The following is an 18192-nucleotide window of genomic DNA, read 5'->3' on the forward strand; positions in this document are numbered from 1 at the left end:
ACCACCGGCCGTCCAGTCGGATCAGCCCTTGCTCACCGTGTCGAAGCGCTCGTCGGTGAGCGGGCTGGGCACGAGGCCCGAGATCTTGCTGCTCACCACGATCGCCGGCGGCGAGTGGGACACGGGGACCGCGGGCAGGAACTTGCTCATGAGGTCGCGGCTGACCTGCTTGTAGGCGTCGGCGTGCTCGGTCTGGTCGACCACCGCGTCGGCCGCCGAGATGGCGTCGAACAGGGCCGGGTCGTTGAAGCCGAACTCGGGCTTCTCGCGGCCGAAGAACGTGCCGATGAAGTTGCCGGCGTCGTTGTAGTCACCGGTCCAGCCGAGCAGGTGCAGGTCGTGCTTGCCGAACTTCTGCACGTCGTCCTTGTAGCCGCCGTTCCACGGGCGGGAGACCAGCTCGACGTTGATGCCCGCGGCCTTGAGGTCGTCGGCGATGACGGCCGCCAGCTCGGTCGGGTTCGGCATGTACGGCCGGGAGACCTCGGTCGGCACGTAGAACTTCAGCGACAGGTTGCCCGCGCCGGCCTGCGCCAGCAGGTCCTTGGCCTTGGCCAGGTCGTACGGGTACTCCTGCGCGTCGTCGGCGTAGCCGGCGACCGTGTCGGGCATGAACTGGGTGGCCACCTGCGCGCCGGCGGGCAGCTTGGTCTTCACCAGCTGCTCGCGGTTCACCGCGTGGGCGATGGCCTGGCGGACCTTCAGGTCCTTCAGCGCCGGCGTGTTGGTCCCGTTGATGCCCAGGTACAGGATGTTGAACGCGGGGCGCGGGGTGACGTTGAAGCCGTCGCCCTTGAGCGAGTTGTAGTCCGCCGGGCTCGGCAGGTCGTAGCCGTCGATCGTGCCGGCCTTCAGCTCCTGCTTGCGGGCGTTCTCGTCCGGGATGATCTTGAAGATCAGCTTGTCGAGCTTGGCCTTCTCACCCCAGTACTCGTCGTTGCGGACCAGGGTGATGGTCTTGTTGGCCCGGTCGAAGCTCTCGAACTTGAACGCGCCGGTGCCCGTCGGGTGCTCGGTCGCGTAGGCCGGGTAGCTGAACGAGTCGCCGGACTGCTGGACGCTGTCCGCTTCGTACTTCTTCAGCGCGTCGGGGCTGGAGATGGACAGCGCGGTCAGGCCGAAGGCCGCGGGGAACGCGCCCTTGTACTTGTTCAGGTTGACGACGGCGGTCGACTCGTCCGTCGCCTCGCAGGACTTGTAGATCGGGTCGCCCGCGGCGTCGCCCTCGTTGGCGGCGAAGCCCTCGAACACGTCGCCGTAGTAGATCATCTGGCTCTGGGCGGCGGCGCCCTTGATGTTGAACCAGCGATCGAAGTTGAAGCAGACCGCTTCGGCGTTGAACGCGGTGCCGTCGTGGAATTTCACATTTTTCCGCAGTGTGAACGTCCACGACGTGCCGTCGCTGTTCGGTTCCCACTTCTCGGCCAGGCCGGGAGCCAGCTCCGCGGTGCCCCGTTTGTAGGTGATGAGGGTGTCGAACATCTGGCGGATAGGCCGGAAGCTCTCACCGTCGTCGTTGAAGATCGGGTCGAAGTTCTTGGGCTCGCCCGCGGCGCCGAAGACCATCGTGCCGCCGGTCTGACCGGTCCCGGCGTCTCCCCCACGTTCGGATTGCGCACAGGCGGACAGTGCGAGCACAGCGACGCCGGTCAGGCCGATCGCGGCCGTCCAGCGTCGTCGTGCCGTTCGGGAATGAGCCATCAAACACCCCTATGGAAATCCGGGATCTCTCGGTGTGGTCAGGGACCCTAACCGGTCGCCACAACCCTTCTGTGACAGCACAGGTCACGATCCGGCCACGTGGCCTCCTATTCTCATACATACGGTCCACTCGCGCTGACCCAACGTGACCACGGTGGATCCGGCAAACGCTCTCCTACGCTGTACAACGGACAACAGAAACCCCCACTCGCGCGGAGGGAGGTCGCCGGTGAGCCCAGTGGTCGAGTTCCGCCTCCTCGGGCCGCTCCAGGTGCTGGTCGACGGCGAGCAGCTGGCGGTCCGGGCGGGGCGGCAGCGCTCGCTGCTGGTGTCGCTGCTCATGCGGGCCGGGGCCGGGGTTTCGGTGGACGAGCTGGCGGAGCACATCTGGGGCGCCGACCCGCCCGCGCGGGCCCGCGGCACGCTCCAGACGTACGTGATGAGGCTCCGGCAGGTGCTCGGGCCCGCCGTGCCGATCCGGACCGTGCCCGACGGGTACCTGATCGACGTCGACGAGCGCACGATCGACGTGATGCGGTTCGAGCAGCTGGTCGAGGAGGGCGAGCGGGAGCGGGCCGCGGGCAGGCTGGAGCCCGCGTCGGCGATCTTCGCCGCGGCCCTGGCGCTGTGGCGGGGCCCGGCGATGGTGGACGTGCCGTCGGAGGTGCTGCACCGCGACGAGGTCCCGCGCCTGGGCGAGCGCAGGCTGCACGCCGAGGAGCGCCGGCTGGAGGTGGACCTGGAGCTGGGCAGGCACGCCGAGCTGGTGCCCGAGCTGTACCGGCTGACCGCCGAGCACCCGCTGCGGGAGCGGCTGTGGTCGCTGCTGATGGTCGCCCTGTACCGGTCGGGGCGGCAGGCCGACGCGCTCGCCGCGTACCGCAGGGTCGGCGACCTGCTGGCCGAGGAGCTGGGCATCGACCCCGGCGACGAGCTGCGGCGCGTGCACCAGCAGGTGCTGAGCTCCTCCCCCGCGCTCGGCGCGGGCCAGTCCGCGCCCAGCGCGCGCGAGCGGGTGGTGCCCTCGCAGCTGCCCGCCGACATCGGCGACTTCGTGGGCCGCGAGCAGGCCGTCCAGCTGATCGAGGCGCTGCTGCGCACCGCGCAGGGCGTGCCGGTGGTCACGCTGGCCGGGCCGCCGGGCGTGGGCAAGACGGCGCTGGCCGTGCACGCGGCGCACAAGCTGCGGCACTTCTTCCCCGACGGGCAGCTGTACGTGAACCTGCGCGGGTACGCCCCGGGGCCGCCGCTGAGCGCGGTCGACGTGCTGCCGCGGTTCCTGCGGGCGCAGGGCGTGCCGCCGGGCGAGGTGCCGCTGGACCAGGACGAGCAGGAGGCGATGTTCCGGTCGCGGCTGACCGACCAGCAGGTGCTGCTGGTGCTGGACAACGCGGCCAACGCCGAGCAGATCCGGCCGCTGCTGCCCGGCTCGCCGGGGTGCGCGGTGCTGGTGACCAGCCGGGACACCCTGCGCGGGCTGGCGGTGAGCCACGCCGCGTCCAACGTGCGGCTGGACGTGCTCGACCGGCCCGAGACGCGGGCGCTGCTGGCCGGGATGCTCGGCGAGGACGTGGTGGCCGCCCAGTCCGGGCCCGCCGACGAGCTGGCCGACCTGTGCGCGCACCTGCCGCTCGCGCTGCGCATCGCGGCGGCCAACCTGCTGTCCCGGCCGGAGATCACCATCGCCTCCTACGTGGAGGAGCTGCGGGCGGGCGACCGGCTGGCGGCGCTGGCCGTGGAGGGTGACGAGCGGGCCGCCGTGCACGCGGCGTTCGACCTGTCCTACACCGCGCTGAAGCCCGAGCTGGCGGCGCTGTTCCGGCTGCTCAGCCTGGCCCCCGGCGACATCACGCCGGACGTGGCGGCCGCCCTGGGCGGGCTGACCACGCAGGACGCCCGGCGCCGCCTCGACCGGCTGGCCACCGCGAACCTGGTCGACAACCACGCGCCCGGCCGCTACCAGTTCCAGGACCTGCTGCGGGACTACGCGGCCGAGCGGCTGGAGTTCGAGGACGACCCGGCCGAGCGGGACCAGGCCGTGCGGCGGCTGCTGGACTGGTCGATCAGGTCCGTGGACAACGCGACGGACGCGTTCAAGAGCACCCTGCTGCGGCTGCCTCGGACCGGCGCGGCGGCGGGCGTGACGCCCCGGCTGTTCGCGTCCTCGGCGGAGGCGCTGGCCTGGCTCGACGCCGAGCGGGGCAACCTGGTGGCGCTGGTCGTGCACGCGGCCGACCGGATGCCCGACCCGGACGTGTGGCAGCTGGCCGACGCGCTGCGCCGCTACTTCTACCCGACCGGGCTGCCGGTGGAGTGGCTGGCCACGGCCAGGGCGGGCCTGGCGGTGGCGCAGGCGACGCAGGACCCGGTCGGCGAGGTGGCGATGCTGTCCTCCCTGGGCACGCTGTACTGGGCGATCGGCCAGCACCGGGTGGCCGTGGACCACTTCCGCCGCACCATCCCGATCCAGCAGCGCACCGGCGCCGCGCCCGCCGCGGAGGCGGCCGTGCTGGCGAACCTGGGAGCGGTCTACATCGAGGTCGGCGAGCTGGAGCTGGCGGCCGACCACCTGGAGCGGGCCCTGGTGATCACCCGGTCCATCGGCGCGCTCCAGCAGGAGGGCATCGCGCAGCTCAACCTCGGCGGCGTCTACATGCAGCTCGGGCAGCTGGACCGGGCGGTGTCGTCGTTCGAGGGCGCGCTGGACGTCGGCAACCGGCTGGGCGCGTGGATGACGCAGGCCGACAGCCACCGGGCGCTGGCCGAGGCGCACCTGTTCCTGGGCGAGCCGGAGCGGGCGGCGCGGCTGTACGAGCGGTGCGGCGAGCTGTACGAGCGGGCCGGCGCGCGGCGGTTCGCGCACTTCTCGCACGAGGGCCTGGCGCTGGCCTGCCTGATGCGCGGCATGTTCGCCGAGGCGGCGGCGGAGGCGGGCCGGGCGGTGGCCATCGCGGAGGGCCTGGACAACCTCAAGGGCGTGTGCGACGCGACGAACGCCCTGGGCGAGGCGCTGTGCGGGCTGGGGCGGCTGGACGAGGCGGTGGAGCGCACCACCGAGGCGCTGCGGGTCGCCGAGGAGACCGGCTACCCGATGGGCATCTGCGTGGCCCGCCGCGGGCTCGCGCTGGCCCACCGCGCGGCGGGCAGGCTCGACGAGGCCCGCTACTCGGCGCACCAGGCCCTGGACAGCGCCGTCCGCTACCGGCTGCGGCTGGCCGAGGTGGACGTGCTGACCGTGCTGGGGCGGGTGCGGCTGGACCAGGGCGACCCGGCGCAGGCGCTGGACCTGGCGCTGCGGGCGCTGGAGCTGAGCCGGAACACGGGCCAGCGGTTCGTGCGGGCGCGGGCGGAGCACCTGGTGGGCGACGCGCTGGCCGTCTCGGGCGACCGGGACGGCGCGGTGGCGCGCTGGCGGGCGGCGCTGGACGGGTTCGGCGCGGTCGGCTGCCCGACGGAGGCCGAGGTCGTGCGCCGGCAGCTCGGGTAACCCCCGGGCCCGCGGCGCTCAGGCGACCGTCAGCCCCCGGGCCCGCGGCGCTCAGGCGACCGTGACGACGCGGGTGGCGCGCTCCCTGGCGCCGTCCACGGCGAACCAGCCGCGCTCGAACGCCTGCCAGCGCTCCAGGTGGGCGCGGCTCGCCTCGCCGTCCCGGGCCACGGCCCTGGCCAGCCGCTCCGCCGGGTCCGGCAGCTCCACCCAGACGGCCTCGTCCAGGCGCGGCGCGATGGCGCGCCGCGCGGCGGACACGCCCTCGACGACCAGGGCGCCCGCGACCGGCACGGTGACCCACTCGCCGAGCCGCGGCCACCCCTCGGACCAGTCCATGCGCCGGTAGCGCCCCGGCTCGCCCCGCCACAGGGGCTCCAGGACGCCGTGCAGCAGGCGCGGCCACCACGCGACCGGGTCGGTCCACGTGGCGAAGTGGTCGGTCGGGACCACCGGCGCGCCCAGCTCCCCGGCCAGCCGCGCCGCGTAGGTCGACTTGCCCGAGCCGGACGGGCCGTCGACCGCGACGAGCCTCACATGCTGCGCCGGCCGGACAGCGCCCGGCCGAGGGTCAGCTCGTCGGCGAACTCCAGGTCACCGCCCATCGGCAGGCCCGAGGCCAGCCGGGTGACGGTGAGACCGGGGAAGTCGCGCAGCATCCGCACCAGGTAGGTGGCGGTCGCCTCGCCCTCGGTGTTGGGGTCCGTGGCGATGATGATCTCGTTGACGTCCGTGCCGATGCGGGTGAGCAGCTGCTTGATCCGCAGCTGGTCCGGCCCGACGCCCGACAGCGGGTCGAGCGCGCCGCCCAGGACGTGGTAGCGACCCTTGAACTCCCGGGTCCGCTCCACCGCGAGCACGTCCTTCGGCTCCTCCACCACGCAGATCAGCGTCAGGTCGCGACGCGGGTCGCGGCAGATGCGGCAGGTCGTCTCGGCGGAGACGTTGCCGCACACGTCGCAGAACACCACGCCGTCCTTGACCTTCTGCAAGGCGTCCTGGAGCCGGCCGATGTCGGCCGGTTCCGCGGCGAGCAGGTGGAAGGCGATGCGCTGCGCGCTCTTGGGACCGACGCCCGGCAGCCGGCCGAGTTCGTCGATCAGGTCCTGGACGGGCCCCTCGTACATCAGCCGAACAGCTTCCCGAGACCGCCGAGGTCGTCCATCCCGCCCATGCCCGCGGCCAGCGGGCCCATCTTCTGGGCGGCCAGCTCCTGGGCGGCTCGGTTCGCGTCGCGCACGGCGGCGACGACCAGGTCGGACAGCGTCTCGACGTCGTCCGGGTCGACCACCTTCGGGTCGATCTCCAGTCGCTTGAGCTCACCGCCGCCGGACACCACCGCGGTCACCAGACCACCGCCCGCGGTGCCGGTCAGCTCGGACTCGGCCAGCTCCTGCTGGGTGGCCGCGAGCTTCTGCTGCATCTCCTGCGCCTGCTGGAGGATCTGCTGGATGTTGGGCCCACCGGGTTGCACCGCGGGTTCCTCTCTTCCGGGTTTGCCGCCGTTCACCAGCGTAGCCGCGTCGATCAGCCCTTCAACGGGCGAGCACCCAGCTCGTCGGCCAGGAGCTTGAGCACGACGGCCTCGGGGTCGAGGCCCTGGCTGCCCTCCTCGGTCGGCCGGGCGGCCTCGGCGAGCATCTCCTCCTCGTCGACGGGCTCCGGCGGCAGGGGGTCGTCGGGCTCGGGCGGCTCGGGCGGCGGCGGGATGTCGTCGGCGGGCGCCGACGAGGTCGACGGGCCCTGCCTGGACGGCTCGGACCGGCGCGGCTGGGCCTGGCTGGGCCTGGTCGGGGCGGGTCGCTGCGGTTTCTGCTGCGCCGGGCGGGCGGGTGCGGCGCTCGGCTCGCCGTGCACGCACTTCACCTGCCACGCGCCACCCAGGACCTTGGCGAGCGCGGCGGCGATGGCGTCGGCGTTGCGCGGTTCGGCCAGGCGGCGGGCCAGCGGGGCGGACGGGTGGGTGAGGGTGACCACCGTGCCGTCCACGTCGGCCACGGCGGCGTTGGTGAGCATCGCCTCGGTGCTGCGGCTGGCCCCGCGGACCACGCCCAGCAGCTCCGACCAGCGCCGGCGCAGCTCGGCCACGTCGACGCCCGCCGAGGCGGCGGGGGCGGGTTCGGTCGGTGCGGGTGCTGTCGGGGCCGGGGCGGCGGGGGTCTCGGCGGCGGGGGCCTGCGGTTCGGGCGCCGGCGCGGGTCGTTCCGCCGGTCGGACCGGGGGCGCGGCCGGGTGGTCGGCCGGCTCGGGCGCCGGGGCCTGCGGCTCCGATGGGCGGGACGCGGCCGGCTGGGGCGCGGCCGGCTGGGGCGCGGCCGGCTGGGGCGCGGCCGGCTGGGGCGCGGCCGGCTGGGGCGCGGCCGGCTGGGGCGCGTGAACCTGCGGTGCCGGGGCCTGGGGCGGGGCGGCCTGCGGTGCGGCGTCCTGGGGCGCGGCCTGCGGCGGGACGGTGTGGAGCGCGGCGGCAGGAGCGGCCTGGGACGCGGTGGCGTGAGGAGCGGCCTGGGGTTCGGCGGCGTGGGGTTCGGCGGTCTGCGGCGCCTCGGGGCCCCGCTGCGAGGGGCGCTGGAACATCCGCCCGGCAGCGGGTCCGCCGCCGTTCGCGGGCCCTGAGCCGTTCGCGTGCGCGCCGCCCGAGCCGCCGGCCGGCGGTCCGTGGCGCTCCAGCTGCTCGACCCGCTGGAGCAGGCCCGACTCGACGTCGCCCACCGAGGGCAGCAGCATCCGCGCGGCGACCAGCTCCAGCAGCAGCCGGGGCGCGGTGGAGCCGCGCATCTCGGTCAGGCCCTGGTGCAGCACCTCGGCCCACCGGGTGACCGTCGCCGGCCGGGTCGCCTCGCGCTGGGCCGCCATCTTGGCCAGCTCGTCGGCCGGCGCGTTCACCAGCCCGCGCTCGCCCGCGTCCGGCACCGCGTGCAGCAGCACGAGGTCGCGCAGCCGGTCCAGCAGGTCCGAGGCGAACCGGCGCGGGTCGTGGCCCGCCTCCACCAGCCGGTCGATGGTGCCGAACACGGCCGAGCCGTCGCCGTGGGACAGGCCGTCCACCACGTCGTCGATCAGCGCCACGTCGGTCACGCCGAGCAGCGAGATCGCCCGCTCGTACCTGACGCCCTCGGGCCCGGCGCCGGACAGCAGCTGGTCCATGACCGACTGCGTGTCCCGCGCCGAGCCGCCGCCGGCCCTGATGACCAGCGGGAACACCGCCGGCTCGACCGCCACGCCCTCGGCCGCGCAGTTCCGCTCCAGCAGCGCCCGCATGTCCCTCGGGGGGATCAGCCGGAACGGGTAGTGGTGGGTGCGCGAGCGGATGGTGGGCAGCACCTTGTCCGGCTCGGTGGTGGCGAAGATGAAGATGAGGTGCTCGGGCGGCTCCTCCACGATCTTCAGCAGGGCGTTGAAGCCCTGCGTGGTGACCATGTGGGCCTCGTCGATGATGAACACCCGGTAGCGCGACTCGGCGGGCGCGTAGAACGCCTTGTCGCGCAGCTCGCGGGCGTCGTCGACGCCGCCGTGGCTCGCCGCGTCCAGCTCCACCACGTCCACGCTGCCCGGCCCGTTGGGCGCGAGGCCGACGCACGAGTTGCACTCGCCGCACGGCTCGGGCGTCGGCCCGGTCACGCAGTTCAGCGAGCGCGCCAGGATGCGGGCGCTGGAGGTCTTGCCGCAGCCGCGCGGCCCGGAGAACAGGTAGGCGTGGTTGACCCGGCCCGCGCCCAGGGCGGTGCGCAGCGGGTCGGTGACGTGCTCCTGCCCGACCACCTCGCCGAAGGTGGCCGGACGGTACTTGCGGTAGAGGGCGAGCGCCACGTCGGCGACCTTACCGGGAGGGTCCGACATCGCCGCCGGGCCGGGCGAGAAGACAAAAGGGGACCCCGTGCACCCACCAGAGCCCACTTATCCTTGCTGCCTTCCGGCCCTGGGGAGGTTCATGGGGTGTGTGCCGCACGAGGTCCGAAGCCAGTGTAGCCAATCGCCCTGGACGGCTTCACACCGGGCACGGGAAACTCTTCACCGACATCGGCAACTCCCGGTGAAGGAGGAACGCCATGAGGGTCCTGATCCTCGCGTGCGCCACCCTGCTCCTCGCCGCCGGCACGGCGGCGGCCGACCCGGTCGTGCCCAGGCACGCCATCGTCGTCTGCCAGACGGCGAGCTTCTACGGCAACTACAACCACGCGTCCGGCCCGGTCGAGTTCAAGCGGACGCTGACCTACGGCAACAAGATCGGCCACACGCCCGGCGCCCACCCCGTCTACAACGGCTGGGCGGCGAGCATGGACTTCGGCCCCAACGACTGGGGCTACCTCCGCGCCGAGTGCATCGGGGGTTACGACTCGTGGTGAGCAAAGCGCTGCTCGTGGCGGCGGTCGCCCTGGTGGCGACCGCCGCACCCGCCCAAGCGGCCAACGGCACCGTCGGTGAGCGCGAGACCGTGTGCGCGACCGACCTCTACGTCCGCACCGCGCCCAACGACGGCCCGTGGATGGGCACCCTCTACCGGGGTCAGACGTTCCTGGTGAAGGGGCCCAAGGTCGGCAACTACGTCTACGGCTTCGCCTACGGCCACATCAACGCGAACGGCTGGGTGGCCGACGGCTGGTTCTGCTAGAGCCCGAGCGCCTGGCCGAACAGCGGCACGGCGTGGTCGAGCGCGTAGGCCGTGCCGAGCGTCGAACCGCTGGAGAAGGCGTTGACCAGGGCTTTGTCCTCCAGGACCAGCGCCTTCTCCGGCACCAGCGGGTTGGCCTTGAGCGCGCTCGCGTCGCCGCCGATCGGGAACAGCACGGTCAGGTCGGCGTCGAGCAGGTCGAGCCGCTCCGCCGAGATGTCGACGTAGAACGAGCCGGACGCCAGGTCCTCGACGTCCTGGCGCGGCGTGAAGCCGATGGCCTTCATGAAGTCGGTCCGGGCGTCGCCGGAGACGTACGCGCCGAACTTGCCGTCGAAGTACGCGCCGACGACGGTGGACTTGCCGTCGAACTTCTTGTTGTCGGCGAACTTCGCCTCCAGGTCGCTGACGAGCTCCCGGCCCTCGTCCTCCTTGAACAGGGCCTTGGACACCAGCTCGACCTGCTGCTCCCACGTCGTGCCGTACTGGATCACGTCCTCGGGCGCGGCGATGGTGGGCGCGATCTTCGACAGCGTCTCGTGCTTGACCTGGTCGTTGTCGGACCGGGTGTTGAGGATCAGGTCGGGCTGGAGCGCGGCGACCGCCTCGTAGTCGATCTCCGTGGTGCCCAGCAGCCGCGGCGCCTGCCGGTACAGGTCCTCGGCCCACGGGCCGACGCCCTTGCCGCCGAACCCGAGCCAGTCGCTCGCGCCCACCGGCTGCACGCCCAGGGCCAGCGCGGTCTCCGCGTCGGACCAGCCGAGCGCGACCACCCGCGTCGGCGGCTCCTCGACGGTCACCGGGCCGAAGCGGGTGTCGACCGTCACCGCCCCCTGAGCGGCGCCGCCCTCCCCACTCCCCTGGTCATCCCCACCACCGCCGCCACAGGCGGCCAGCAGCAGGGCGGACACCACGACTGCGAAACCACGCTTCACCTTGCACCTCCTTAGGTGAGCCTAACCGAACAAGTGGTTGTGGCCGCACGGAGAGGCGGTGCTGTGAGCAAGGTCGTCCCGCGCGTGCCCTCAGCTCTCCCGCCACCACCGTCCCGCCCGGCGAATTCGGTGGGATTCCCTCGTGCTCCACAACGGGGAACGCGAGCGGACCAGCCGTTTTGGGCCGGGCCGGACCCTTCCGTTAGACTCCTCGACGGAGGATTCGCATAGTGGCCTAGTGCGCACGACTGGAAATCGTGTTGGGTTAACCCCCTCACGGGTTCAAATCCCGTATCCTCCGCAGACCAGGGCCCCGGTCACCACCAGGTGACCGGGGCCCTGTCTTGTCCTGGAGGCAACGCGACAGGGCCCTGGGGCGTTTAACCAGTGATCGACTGATTACTGGGAGGACACGCACATGAGGATCGTCACGACGGCTGCCGCGGCAGCCGCGGCCGTAGCGGCAGCCGTGGTCGCCACCGGTGTCGCCGCGGCCACGCCCTCGGCCGAGGTCGGTGCGAGCGGGCCCGCGCAGTACAGCGCCAGGGCGTGGCACGACGTCAAGGTCCGGCACTGCCCCTCGACCGCGTGCACGCAGGCGCCCGGGAGCCCGATCCTGGCCGGCTGGACGGTCGGCGCGTACTGCTGGGTCCACGGCGAGTCGGTCACGGACTTCGGCTACACCAACGACGTGTGGCTGAACGTCGGCAGGCAGGACGGCGGCACGCAGTGGTCCAGCGCCATCTACTTCGCCGGCGACGAGTACGCCGGCCTGCCGCGGGACGCGCGGTGCGCTGACGCGCCGAAGCCCCCCACGACGACCACCACGCCGAGGCCGACCACGACCACGACCACGACCACGCAGGCGCCCACCACCACGCCGAGGCCGACCACCACCACGGCCTTCCCCACCACGACGGCGCCCCCCACCGCCACCGTCCCGCCCACCACGGCCTTCCCCACCACCGCCTTCCCGACCACGACGGCCGCGCCCACCCGGAGCTGATCGCCGCGACAGGAGAGGCCCCCTCGGACTCCGCGTCCGAGGGGGCCTCGTCGTTGCCCGGTTCAGCCGCGGGGCAGGCACTCCAGGACGTCCTCCAGCAGGAAGACGACCTTGTCGACGTTCGCGTTGCCGGTGCTCGGGCGCAGCTTCACGACCTGCGGGTCGTGGTCGCTGGCCTGGTCGGCGAACTCGGCGTTGACGTGCACCACGTCGTAGCGGTAGCGGGTGATGTTCGAGCTGATCAGGATGTGGTCGAGGGTCTGCGAGTTGCCCTCGAACACGTAGCTGTACCGCTCGGCGGCCGGGAGGGTGTTCATCAGGGCGACGACCTGCCCGCCCGCGGTCAGGGCGTTGACGACCGGGGAGAACTGGTAGTCGTTGATGTCGCCCGCGAGGACGACGTTGGCGCCCTTGTCGACCGCCTTGACCCGGTCCACGAAGCCCTTGAGCAGCGCGGCCTGCTGGAGGCGCTGCACCTCGGAACCGCGGGTCGGCTCCTGGTAGCGGCCGTGCATGGCCTGGTCGCCGCCCTTGGAGTTGAAGTGGTTCGCGACCACGAAGACCGTGCGGCCGCGGAACTTGAACTCGCCGGCCAGCGGCTTGCGGCTGGACTCCCACGCCTGGTCGGCGGGCGCGATGCGACCCGGCGACACCGACAGCGCCGCGCGGCCGTGCTGCTTCACGACCTCGACCGGCGTGGTGGCGTCGCCGCCCGGCCGGTCGACGAAGGACACGCGGTCCGGGTTGAACAGGAACGCGACCCGGATGTTGCCACCCGGCGCGCCGCCGTCCGCGCCGTTCACGGGGTTGATCTGGCGCCACCGGTAGCGCGGGCCGCCCGCGGCCGCGATGGCGTCGGTGAACTTGGCGAGGGTCGCCTCGGCGGTGACCGTGCCGTCGTTGGCGGTGCCGTTGTCGTCCTGGATCTCCTCCAGCACGACGACGTCCGGGTTGGCCAGGTTCGCCACCACGGCGGTGGCCAGGCGGTCGAACTTCGCCTGGTCGTTGGTCGCGGCCAGGTTCTCCACGTTGTAGGTGGCCACGGACAGCTCGTAACCGCGCTGCGCGTCGGTGACCTCGGGCCGGATGCCGCCCGACACGTGCTCGCCCACCGACTTGGCGGCCAGCGCGTAGCCGCCGAAGTTCCCGTACTCGACGTTGCCGACGGTCGCGCCGCGCCAGGTGTCGCCGACGTTGCTCCTGACCGGCGTCGCGCTGCCCGGCTTGACCTTGATCCGGCCGTTGTTCGGCTGGTCGTACCCGAGGTAGATGGTGCCGCCGCGGGCGGTCGGGTTCTGGTCCGGCTTCAGCGTGACGAAGGTTTCGTTGAAGTTGTTGGTGGGCCCGACCACGCGGAGGTCGTTCGCCTGGACGTACATGCCCTCGCGGGACTCGAAGTAGTCCAGCGCGTAGGTGGCCGGGTCGAGCGGCAGCGCCTCGATGGTGCCGCCGCCCGCGGTCGGCAGGTAGCCGGCGGGCACGGAGAGGACCTCCGGCGCGGGCAGGGCGTTGCCCTTGGACTTCACGGTGACCGTGGCGCCGGTCAGCTCGGTGAGCGTCTGCAGCGAGTTGGACGGCGCGTCCCCGTCCGGCCGGTACTCGGCGACCGTGCCGGTGACCAGCACGTCGTCGCCCGGCTCCACGGTCGGGTTCAGGCCCGCGGTGTAGACGAACAGGCCCTCGCTGGTGCGCGGGTCGCCGTCCGGCGCGGTGTCCTGGAACCAGAAGCCGCGGTCGCCGGTGGCGCGGACGGCGGTGACGACGCCCGGCACGCCCGCGACCCGCCGGCCCGCCAGCGGCGAGACGCGGGTCGTGCCCTGGATGTCGCGGATGCGCTCGTCACCGGGTTCGGGCTCGGGGTCCGGGTCCGGACCGCCCACGCCCTGGCCGGCGGAGTTGACCGGCGTCGGCGCGCCCGTGGTGAAGTCGGCGGCGTTGTCGTCGGTGTCGGTGAGCGCGGGGCGCGCGGCCGAGGTGGTGCTGCCCAGGTTGCCGGTGGGCGTGCCCTCGCGGACCACGGTGGACGTGCCGTAGCCGACCAGGTCGCGGACGCGGGTGTCGGCGCCGCAGTCCGCGGCGGTCTTGCAGGTCAGCGCCGCGGTGCCGGTGACCAGGGCGATCGTGCCCCCGGTGCCGGACATGGCGATCGTGCCGACGGCGTCCGGCGCGGGCAGGTCGACCGTGCCGCCGGAGCCCTTGGCCTGCGCGACGAGGAACCTGCCGCCGGGGGCGATCGAGCCGGTCAGCGGGGTGACCTGCCACTGGCTGCTCGGGCTCGCGCCGGAGGGCAGGTACTGGACGCTCCAGCCGTCCACGGGGACCGGCGCGGCGGCGCGGTTGGCCAGCTCGACGAAGTCCTGGGTCAGGGTGGCGCCGGAGTTCCCGCCGCCGCCGTAGACCTCGGCGACGAGGGCGTCCGGGCTCGGGGCCGCGAGGATCGGCGTGGCCAGGGCGAGCGTCACGGCCGAGGCGGCGGTGACCGCTACTCCGAGGCGGAGCGGAGTGGGTCTCAAGGGGTCCTCCGGTGGTTGGCGGGTTCGCGCATCCTCCCCGGATCGAGTGAACGGCGGTAGTCGCCGTCACTAACTGTTGACCCCCTCTTGAGCACAGGCCACTCACTCGAACGTGTGTTCGAGTGATGGGGTAGAGTGCCGGACGCGCGCCCGACCGGTGGCCCTCCCAGCGCCGGAGCGGGCGCGGTGCGCACGACAGGGGCGCCGGCCCGGCCTGACGAGGTGCGGCTCGGCGCCCCTGTGCCGTTCCCGCTCCCGCCGGCGCGACACCGCGCGGCCGGAAGTTCCGGTCGACCTTACGGCAACCGCGCCTCCTCCGCCCCCAGGAGCGCGGAACCCGTTCCCGATCAAGGGCGCACCGCCCGCGGCAACCACACCATCCGCTTTTCGCGTGAATCAGCGCGGTTCACCTGTCGATCATTCCGGCAGGGGTCTAGTATCAGTAGAGCGCGCAGTTCTCGTGCACATTGCCGGTTTCGACCGAATTCAAGCGGAGCACCTTGGCGGTCCGGCGCCGCACCGACCGGTCGAGCGAGCCGCCGGACCCGTCGTCATCGAGTCACAACGCGTGGACCAGCGCACTTCCAGTTCAACATGTGTGATGCAGATCACAGATGCAATTCAACCCGGTGCCCGCCGTGTCGATCTTTCCACGCTCCGCTGTCACCCGTAGCCCGGGAGTGTGGACTACCGGAATTAATCTTGCCCCAGCCCTGGATGTGGTCTAAAAAGGTTCTTACCGCTGCCACGGTTACCGGCCACGGGCGCCGTTCTCCGTGCCATTCCAAGATCCGGTGATCACGGTGCGCGCGCATTCACACCCTACTCTTGCCCCATGGCAGCTCTTGTCGGCGCTTATCCATGGGCGTTCGTGGTCGTCGTCGCGCTGATCCTGGTGTTCGTCTTCAGTGTGGTGTGGCTGGTGCTGAGCAAGAAGGGCAGGGATGACGAGGTGGTCATCCGCCTGTTCCCGAAACCGGAGATCACGATCGGCCGAGTTCCCGGCGGGCAGGTCAGGGGGTCGAGGTCGAGCCGCCGCTGAGCCGGGAGACCGGGGCCTGTCCGCCGAAGAGCGGGCAGGCCCCGTTTTCGGTTGGTGCGGACGAGATCCGCGAAGCCCCACCCCGCGGGTCCCCGTGCAGGCGACCGGAACCCGCGCCTCACGGATCTCCCCGGTCGACGACCAATGACCGTGGTCGGGGGGGTCGAGACCAGGACTGGGGCGAAACGTCGGAGCCCCGCTCACCGGGTTCGGTGAGCGGGGCTCTGAGCAGCGGTGGCGGTGGGATTTGAACCCACGGAGGCTTTCACCTCACACGCTTTCGAGGCGTGCTCCTTCGGCCGCTCGGACACGCCACCGCCGAGAACAATACAAGACCGCCCCCGGATGACCCAAACGGGGGTCGGTTGGAGTTGGAAACGCTGGTCAGGAGGGCTGGTTGGGGCTCAGAGGTCCTTGAAGAACGACTCCATCAAGGTCGCGCACCTGGCCTCCAGGACACCGCCGACCACCTCCGGTCGGTGGTTGAGCCTCCGGTCGCGGACCACGTCCCACAGGGAGCTGACGGCGCCCGTGCGGGGTTCCCAGGCGCCGAAGACCACGCGGTCGACCCTGGCGAGGACCAGGGCGCCGGCGCACATGGTGCAGGGCTCGACGGTGACGGCGAGGGTGCAGCCGGTCAGGCGCCAGCCGTCGCCGTGGGCGGTCGCGGCGGCTCGCAGGGCCAGCACCTCGGCGTGGGCGGTCGGGTCGCCCAGGGCCTCGCGGGCGTTGCAGGCCCTGGCCAGTTCCCCGCCGTCCGGGCCGTAGACGACCGCGCCGATGGGGATGTCACCGGTCCTCGGGGCCTCGGCGGCGACCTCCAGCGCGGCCTCCACCATGGCCTCGTACGGCTTGCCGGTGGTCACGCCTGGATGCTGTCCAGCAGCTTGGTGAACTCGTCACCGAAGCCGCACCGCTGGGCGATCATCTGGAGCTGCTCGTCCGGGTACAGCTCGACCTCGTCGACGATCACCTGCAACTCGTGCTGCGGCATGCCGAGGTCGGCCAGGACCGCGAGGTCGCCCTCCGGCCACAGCTCGTCGTCCTCCTCGTCGGGCGGGTCCACCCTCAGCAGGTCGAGGACGTCGGCGGCGATGTCGTAGTCCAGCGCCGCGGCGGCGTCCGACAGCAGCAGCGCCACTCCACCCGGGACCGGGCGGAGGATGATGAAGAACTCGTCGTCCACCGCCAACATCCCGAAGGCGGCGCCTGTCGAGCGCAGTTGGCGCAGTTCCGTGATCGCCGCGTCGAGCTCGGACAGCGCGGAGCTGTCCATCTTGCTGCACCGCCAGCGACCGTCCTCCCGGACCACCGCGGCAGCGAAGCCGTTGACCGGCTCCTGGTGTGCCATGTGCACACCGTAGGGCCACGGGCACATGGCCGGTAGCACGGGGGCCGCGGGCGCGGGCGACCGGGGGCTCGCGGTGTCACTATCGAGGGATGAGCACAACTCTGCCGCACGCCTTGACGACCGCTCCCGAGCCCCGCTTCACGGGGCTGGTGGAGGCCGCCCGCGCCCTCCAGCCGAGGACCGTGGCGCTGCGCCGACAGGTGCACCGGCACCCCGAGCAGGGCTTGGACCTGCCCGCGACCCAGGCCGCGATCCAGCACTCGCTGTCCGGCCTGCCGCTGGAGGTGACCACCGGCCGGTCGAGCAGCTCGGTCACCGCCGTGCTGCGCGGGGCCAAGCCGGGGCCGACCGTGCTGCTGCGCGGCGACATGGACGCCCTGCCGCTCCAGGAGGAGACGGGCCTGGCGTACACCTCCGAGGTCGACGGCAGCATGCACGCCTGCGGCCACGACACGCACGTCGCCATGCTGGCGTCGGCCGCGCGCCTGCTGTCCTCGCGGCGCGAGGCGCTGGTCGGGCAGGTCGTGTTCATGTTCCAGCCCGGCGAGGAGGGCCACCACGGCGCGCGGCACATGCTCGACGAGGGCGTGCTGGACGCGGCGGGCACGCCGGTGGAGAAGGCGTTCGCCCTGCACATCACCTCGACGCTCCAGTCCGGCGTCGTCATCAGCCGCCCCGGCCCGACGATGGCCTCTGCCGACACCTTCCACGTCACCGTCACCGGCCGCGGCGGGCACGGCGGCATGCCGCACGACACGATCGACCCGGTGCCGGCCGCCGCCGCCATGGTCGGGGCGCTCCAGACGATGGTCGCCAGGCGGGTCAGCGTGCACCAGCCGGCGGTGGTCACGATCGGCCGGATCGCCGCGGGCACGACCACCAACATCATCCCGGAGACCGCCCTCGTGGAGGGCACCATCCGGACCTTGTCGGAGGACACCAGGGAGCTGGTGCACCGCGAGTTGCAGCAGGTCGTGAAGCACGTCGCCGCCGCGCACGGCTGCACCGCCGACGTCTCGATCGTGCCCGGCTACCCGGTCACGGTGAACGACGCCGAGGTGGGCCCGCACGTCATGGAGGTGACGGCCGCCGCGCTCGGCCCTCGCTGGGCCGCGCCCATGGAGGACCCGCTGATGGGCGCGGAGGACTTCTCCTACGTGTTGCAGCGGGTGCCGGGCGCGATGGCGTTCCTGGGCGCCTGCCCGCGCGGGGTCGACCTGGCGCAGGCGGAGCCCAACCACTCCAGCCGGGTGCTGTTCGACGAAGCGGCCATGGAGCACGGCGTGGTCGTCTACACCGCCTTCGCGCTGGATGCCCTGCGGTGAGACGCCCGGCGGCGCCTCCTCACCGCCCGGCGGTGGGAGGCCCGGCGGTGGAGGGGCGCCCCCGCTGAGGGTGGCCGCGGGCGCGTGAGGTGACGGGCCGGTCCGGGCCGCGGGAGGAGAACCGACCGCGGCCCGGCCGGTGGCGACGGGCGGGACGGTGGCGGAGAGCGGGTCCGTGGTCGTGAGCAGGCCGGTGGCGGCGGGCAGGCCGGTGGTCGTGAGC

15 protein-coding genes, 2 tRNA genes and 1 other RNA gene are annotated in these 18192 nt (G+C 72.7%); 7 read left to right on the forward strand and 11 right to left on the reverse strand.

Annotation, left to right across the window (positions count from 1 at the left end; all coding sequences use genetic code 11):
• Positions 1-21: 21 nt before the first annotated feature.
• Positions 22-1701, reverse strand: coding sequence for an ABC transporter substrate-binding protein (locus tag ABD223_RS02935; RefSeq protein WP_465269823.1), 1680 nt, complete (start codon positions 1699-1701; stop codon positions 22-24).
• Between the two features lie 229 nt (positions 1702-1930).
• On the opposite strand from ABD223_RS02935, the gene ABD223_RS02940 reads away from it, so the two are divergent.
• On the forward strand, positions 1931-5188 hold the full coding sequence (locus ABD223_RS02940) for an AfsR/SARP family transcriptional regulator (RefSeq protein WP_344034245.1): 3258 nt from the start codon (positions 1931-1933) through the stop codon (positions 5186-5188).
• 51 nt (positions 5189-5239) lie between these two features.
• On the opposite strand, the gene ABD223_RS02945 is transcribed toward ABD223_RS02940, so the two are convergent.
• The 5 genes from ABD223_RS02945 to ffs form a co-directional block, all read right to left on the reverse strand.
• Positions 5240-5725 carry a uridine kinase family protein gene (locus ABD223_RS02945; protein WP_344034246.1) on the reverse strand — a complete coding sequence of 162 codons (486 nt, stop codon included), beginning with the start codon at positions 5723-5725 and terminating at the stop codon, positions 5240-5242.
• Positions 5722-6315, reverse strand: coding sequence for a recombination mediator RecR (recR, locus tag ABD223_RS02950; protein WP_344034247.1), 594 nt, complete (start codon positions 6313-6315; stop codon positions 5722-5724). Before recR ends, ABD223_RS02945 begins: the two co-directional genes overlap by 4 nt.
• Entirely contained in the window at positions 6315-6662 is a 348-nt protein-coding gene (locus tag ABD223_RS02955; protein ID WP_344034248.1) for a YbaB/EbfC family nucleoid-associated protein, read from the reverse strand. Before ABD223_RS02955 ends, recR begins: the two co-directional genes overlap by 1 nt.
• Positions 6663-6715: 53 nt before the next feature.
• Complete coding sequence (locus ABD223_RS02960) at positions 6716-8995, reverse strand: DNA polymerase III subunit gamma and tau (RefSeq protein WP_344034249.1); 2280 nt, start codon at positions 8993-8995, stop codon at positions 6716-6718.
• Between the two features lie 54 nt (positions 8996-9049).
• Positions 9050-9144: signal recognition particle sRNA small type (gene ffs, locus ABD223_RS02965), an RNA gene on the reverse strand.
• 90 nt (positions 9145-9234) lie between these two features.
• Between ffs and ABD223_RS02970 the strand changes: the two genes are divergently transcribed.
• Positions 9235-9531 (forward strand): hypothetical protein, encoded by a 297-nt coding sequence (locus tag ABD223_RS02970; RefSeq protein ID WP_344034250.1) that lies wholly within the window; start codon positions 9235-9237, stop codon positions 9529-9531.
• A complete protein-coding gene (locus tag ABD223_RS02975; RefSeq protein ID WP_344034251.1) occupies positions 9525-9797 on the forward strand; it encodes a hypothetical protein in 273 nt (90 codons plus the stop codon). Before ABD223_RS02970 ends, ABD223_RS02975 begins: the two co-directional genes overlap by 7 nt.
• Here ABD223_RS02975 and ABD223_RS02980 read toward each other — a convergent pair.
• A complete protein-coding gene (locus tag ABD223_RS02980) occupies positions 9794-10732 on the reverse strand; it encodes an iron-siderophore ABC transporter substrate-binding protein (protein WP_344034252.1) in 939 nt (312 codons plus the stop codon). The two genes, ABD223_RS02975 and ABD223_RS02980, sit on opposite strands and share 4 nt — an antisense overlap.
• Before the next feature lie 216 nt (positions 10733-10948).
• On the opposite strand from ABD223_RS02980, the gene ABD223_RS02985 reads away from it, so the two are divergent.
• Positions 10949-11033 (forward strand) — tRNA-Ser (locus ABD223_RS02985).
• 117 nt (positions 11034-11150) lie between these two features.
• Positions 11151-11738: a hypothetical protein gene (locus tag ABD223_RS02990; RefSeq protein WP_344034253.1), complete on the forward strand. Its 588-nt coding sequence runs from the start codon at positions 11151-11153 to the stop codon at positions 11736-11738.
• Positions 11739-11800: 62 nt separating this feature from the next.
• Here the strand turns inward: ABD223_RS02990 and ABD223_RS02995 are convergent, their stop codons facing one another.
• The gene (locus ABD223_RS02995) at positions 11801-14251 is read right to left on the reverse strand and encodes an endonuclease/exonuclease/phosphatase family protein (RefSeq protein WP_344034254.1); all 2451 of its coding nucleotides are present in this window, start codon (positions 14249-14251) and stop codon (positions 11801-11803) included.
• Between the two features lie 835 nt (positions 14252-15086).
• On the opposite strand from ABD223_RS02995, the gene ABD223_RS03000 reads away from it, so the two are divergent.
• Complete coding sequence (locus ABD223_RS03000; RefSeq protein ID WP_344034255.1) at positions 15087-15293, forward strand: hypothetical protein; 207 nt, start codon at positions 15087-15089, stop codon at positions 15291-15293.
• Between the two features lie 232 nt (positions 15294-15525).
• Here ABD223_RS03000 and ABD223_RS03005 read toward each other — a convergent pair.
• From ABD223_RS03005 to ABD223_RS03015, 3 genes are all read right to left on the reverse strand, one after another.
• Positions 15526-15610 (reverse strand) — tRNA-Ser (locus ABD223_RS03005).
• An 87-nt stretch (positions 15611-15697) separates the two neighbouring features.
• On the reverse strand, positions 15698-16132 hold the full coding sequence (locus ABD223_RS03010) for a nucleoside deaminase (RefSeq protein WP_344034727.1): 435 nt from the start codon (positions 16130-16132) through the stop codon (positions 15698-15700).
• 23 nt (positions 16133-16155) lie between these two features.
• The gene (locus ABD223_RS03015) at positions 16156-16644 is read right to left on the reverse strand and encodes a tRNA adenosine deaminase-associated protein (protein ID WP_344034256.1); all 489 of its coding nucleotides are present in this window, start codon (positions 16642-16644) and stop codon (positions 16156-16158) included.
• 89 nt (positions 16645-16733) lie between these two features.
• On the opposite strand from ABD223_RS03015, the gene ABD223_RS03020 reads away from it, so the two are divergent.
• The gene (locus ABD223_RS03020) at positions 16734-17969 is read left to right on the forward strand and encodes a M20 metallopeptidase family protein (protein WP_344034257.1); all 1236 of its coding nucleotides are present in this window, start codon (positions 16734-16736) and stop codon (positions 17967-17969) included.
• The last annotated feature ends 223 nt before the right edge of the window (positions 17970-18192 follow it).

It is taken from the genome of Saccharothrix xinjiangensis (assembly GCF_039527585.1).
Classification (GTDB): Bacteria; Actinomycetota; Actinomycetes; order Mycobacteriales; family Pseudonocardiaceae; genus Actinosynnema; species Actinosynnema xinjiangensis.

Excerpts from the sequence above, each read along its gene's own strand:
- ABD223_RS02970 (WP_344034250.1), top strand. The coding sequence starts at position 9,235 with ATGAGGGTCCTGATCCTCGCGTGCGCCACCCTGCTCCTCGCCGCCGGC.
- ABD223_RS03020 (WP_344034257.1), top strand. The coding sequence starts at position 16,734 with ATGAGCACAACTCTGCCGCACGCCTTGACGACCGCTCCCGAGCCCCGC.
- ABD223_RS02935 (WP_465269823.1), bottom strand. The coding sequence starts at position 1,701 with ATGGCTCATTCCCGAACGGCACGACGACGCTGGACGGCCGCGATCGGC.
- recR (WP_344034247.1), bottom strand. The coding sequence starts at position 6,315 with ATGTACGAGGGGCCCGTCCAGGACCTGATCGACGAACTCGGCCGGCTG.
- ABD223_RS02990 (WP_344034253.1), top strand. The coding sequence starts at position 11,151 with ATGAGGATCGTCACGACGGCTGCCGCGGCAGCCGCGGCCGTAGCGGCA.
- ABD223_RS03000 (WP_344034255.1), top strand. The coding sequence starts at position 15,087 with ATGGCAGCTCTTGTCGGCGCTTATCCATGGGCGTTCGTGGTCGTCGTC.
- ABD223_RS03010 (WP_344034727.1), bottom strand. The coding sequence starts at position 16,132 with ATGGTGGAGGCCGCGCTGGAGGTCGCCGCCGAGGCCCCGAGGACCGGT.
- ABD223_RS03015 (WP_344034256.1), bottom strand. The coding sequence starts at position 16,644 with ATGGCACACCAGGAGCCGGTCAACGGCTTCGCTGCCGCGGTGGTCCGG.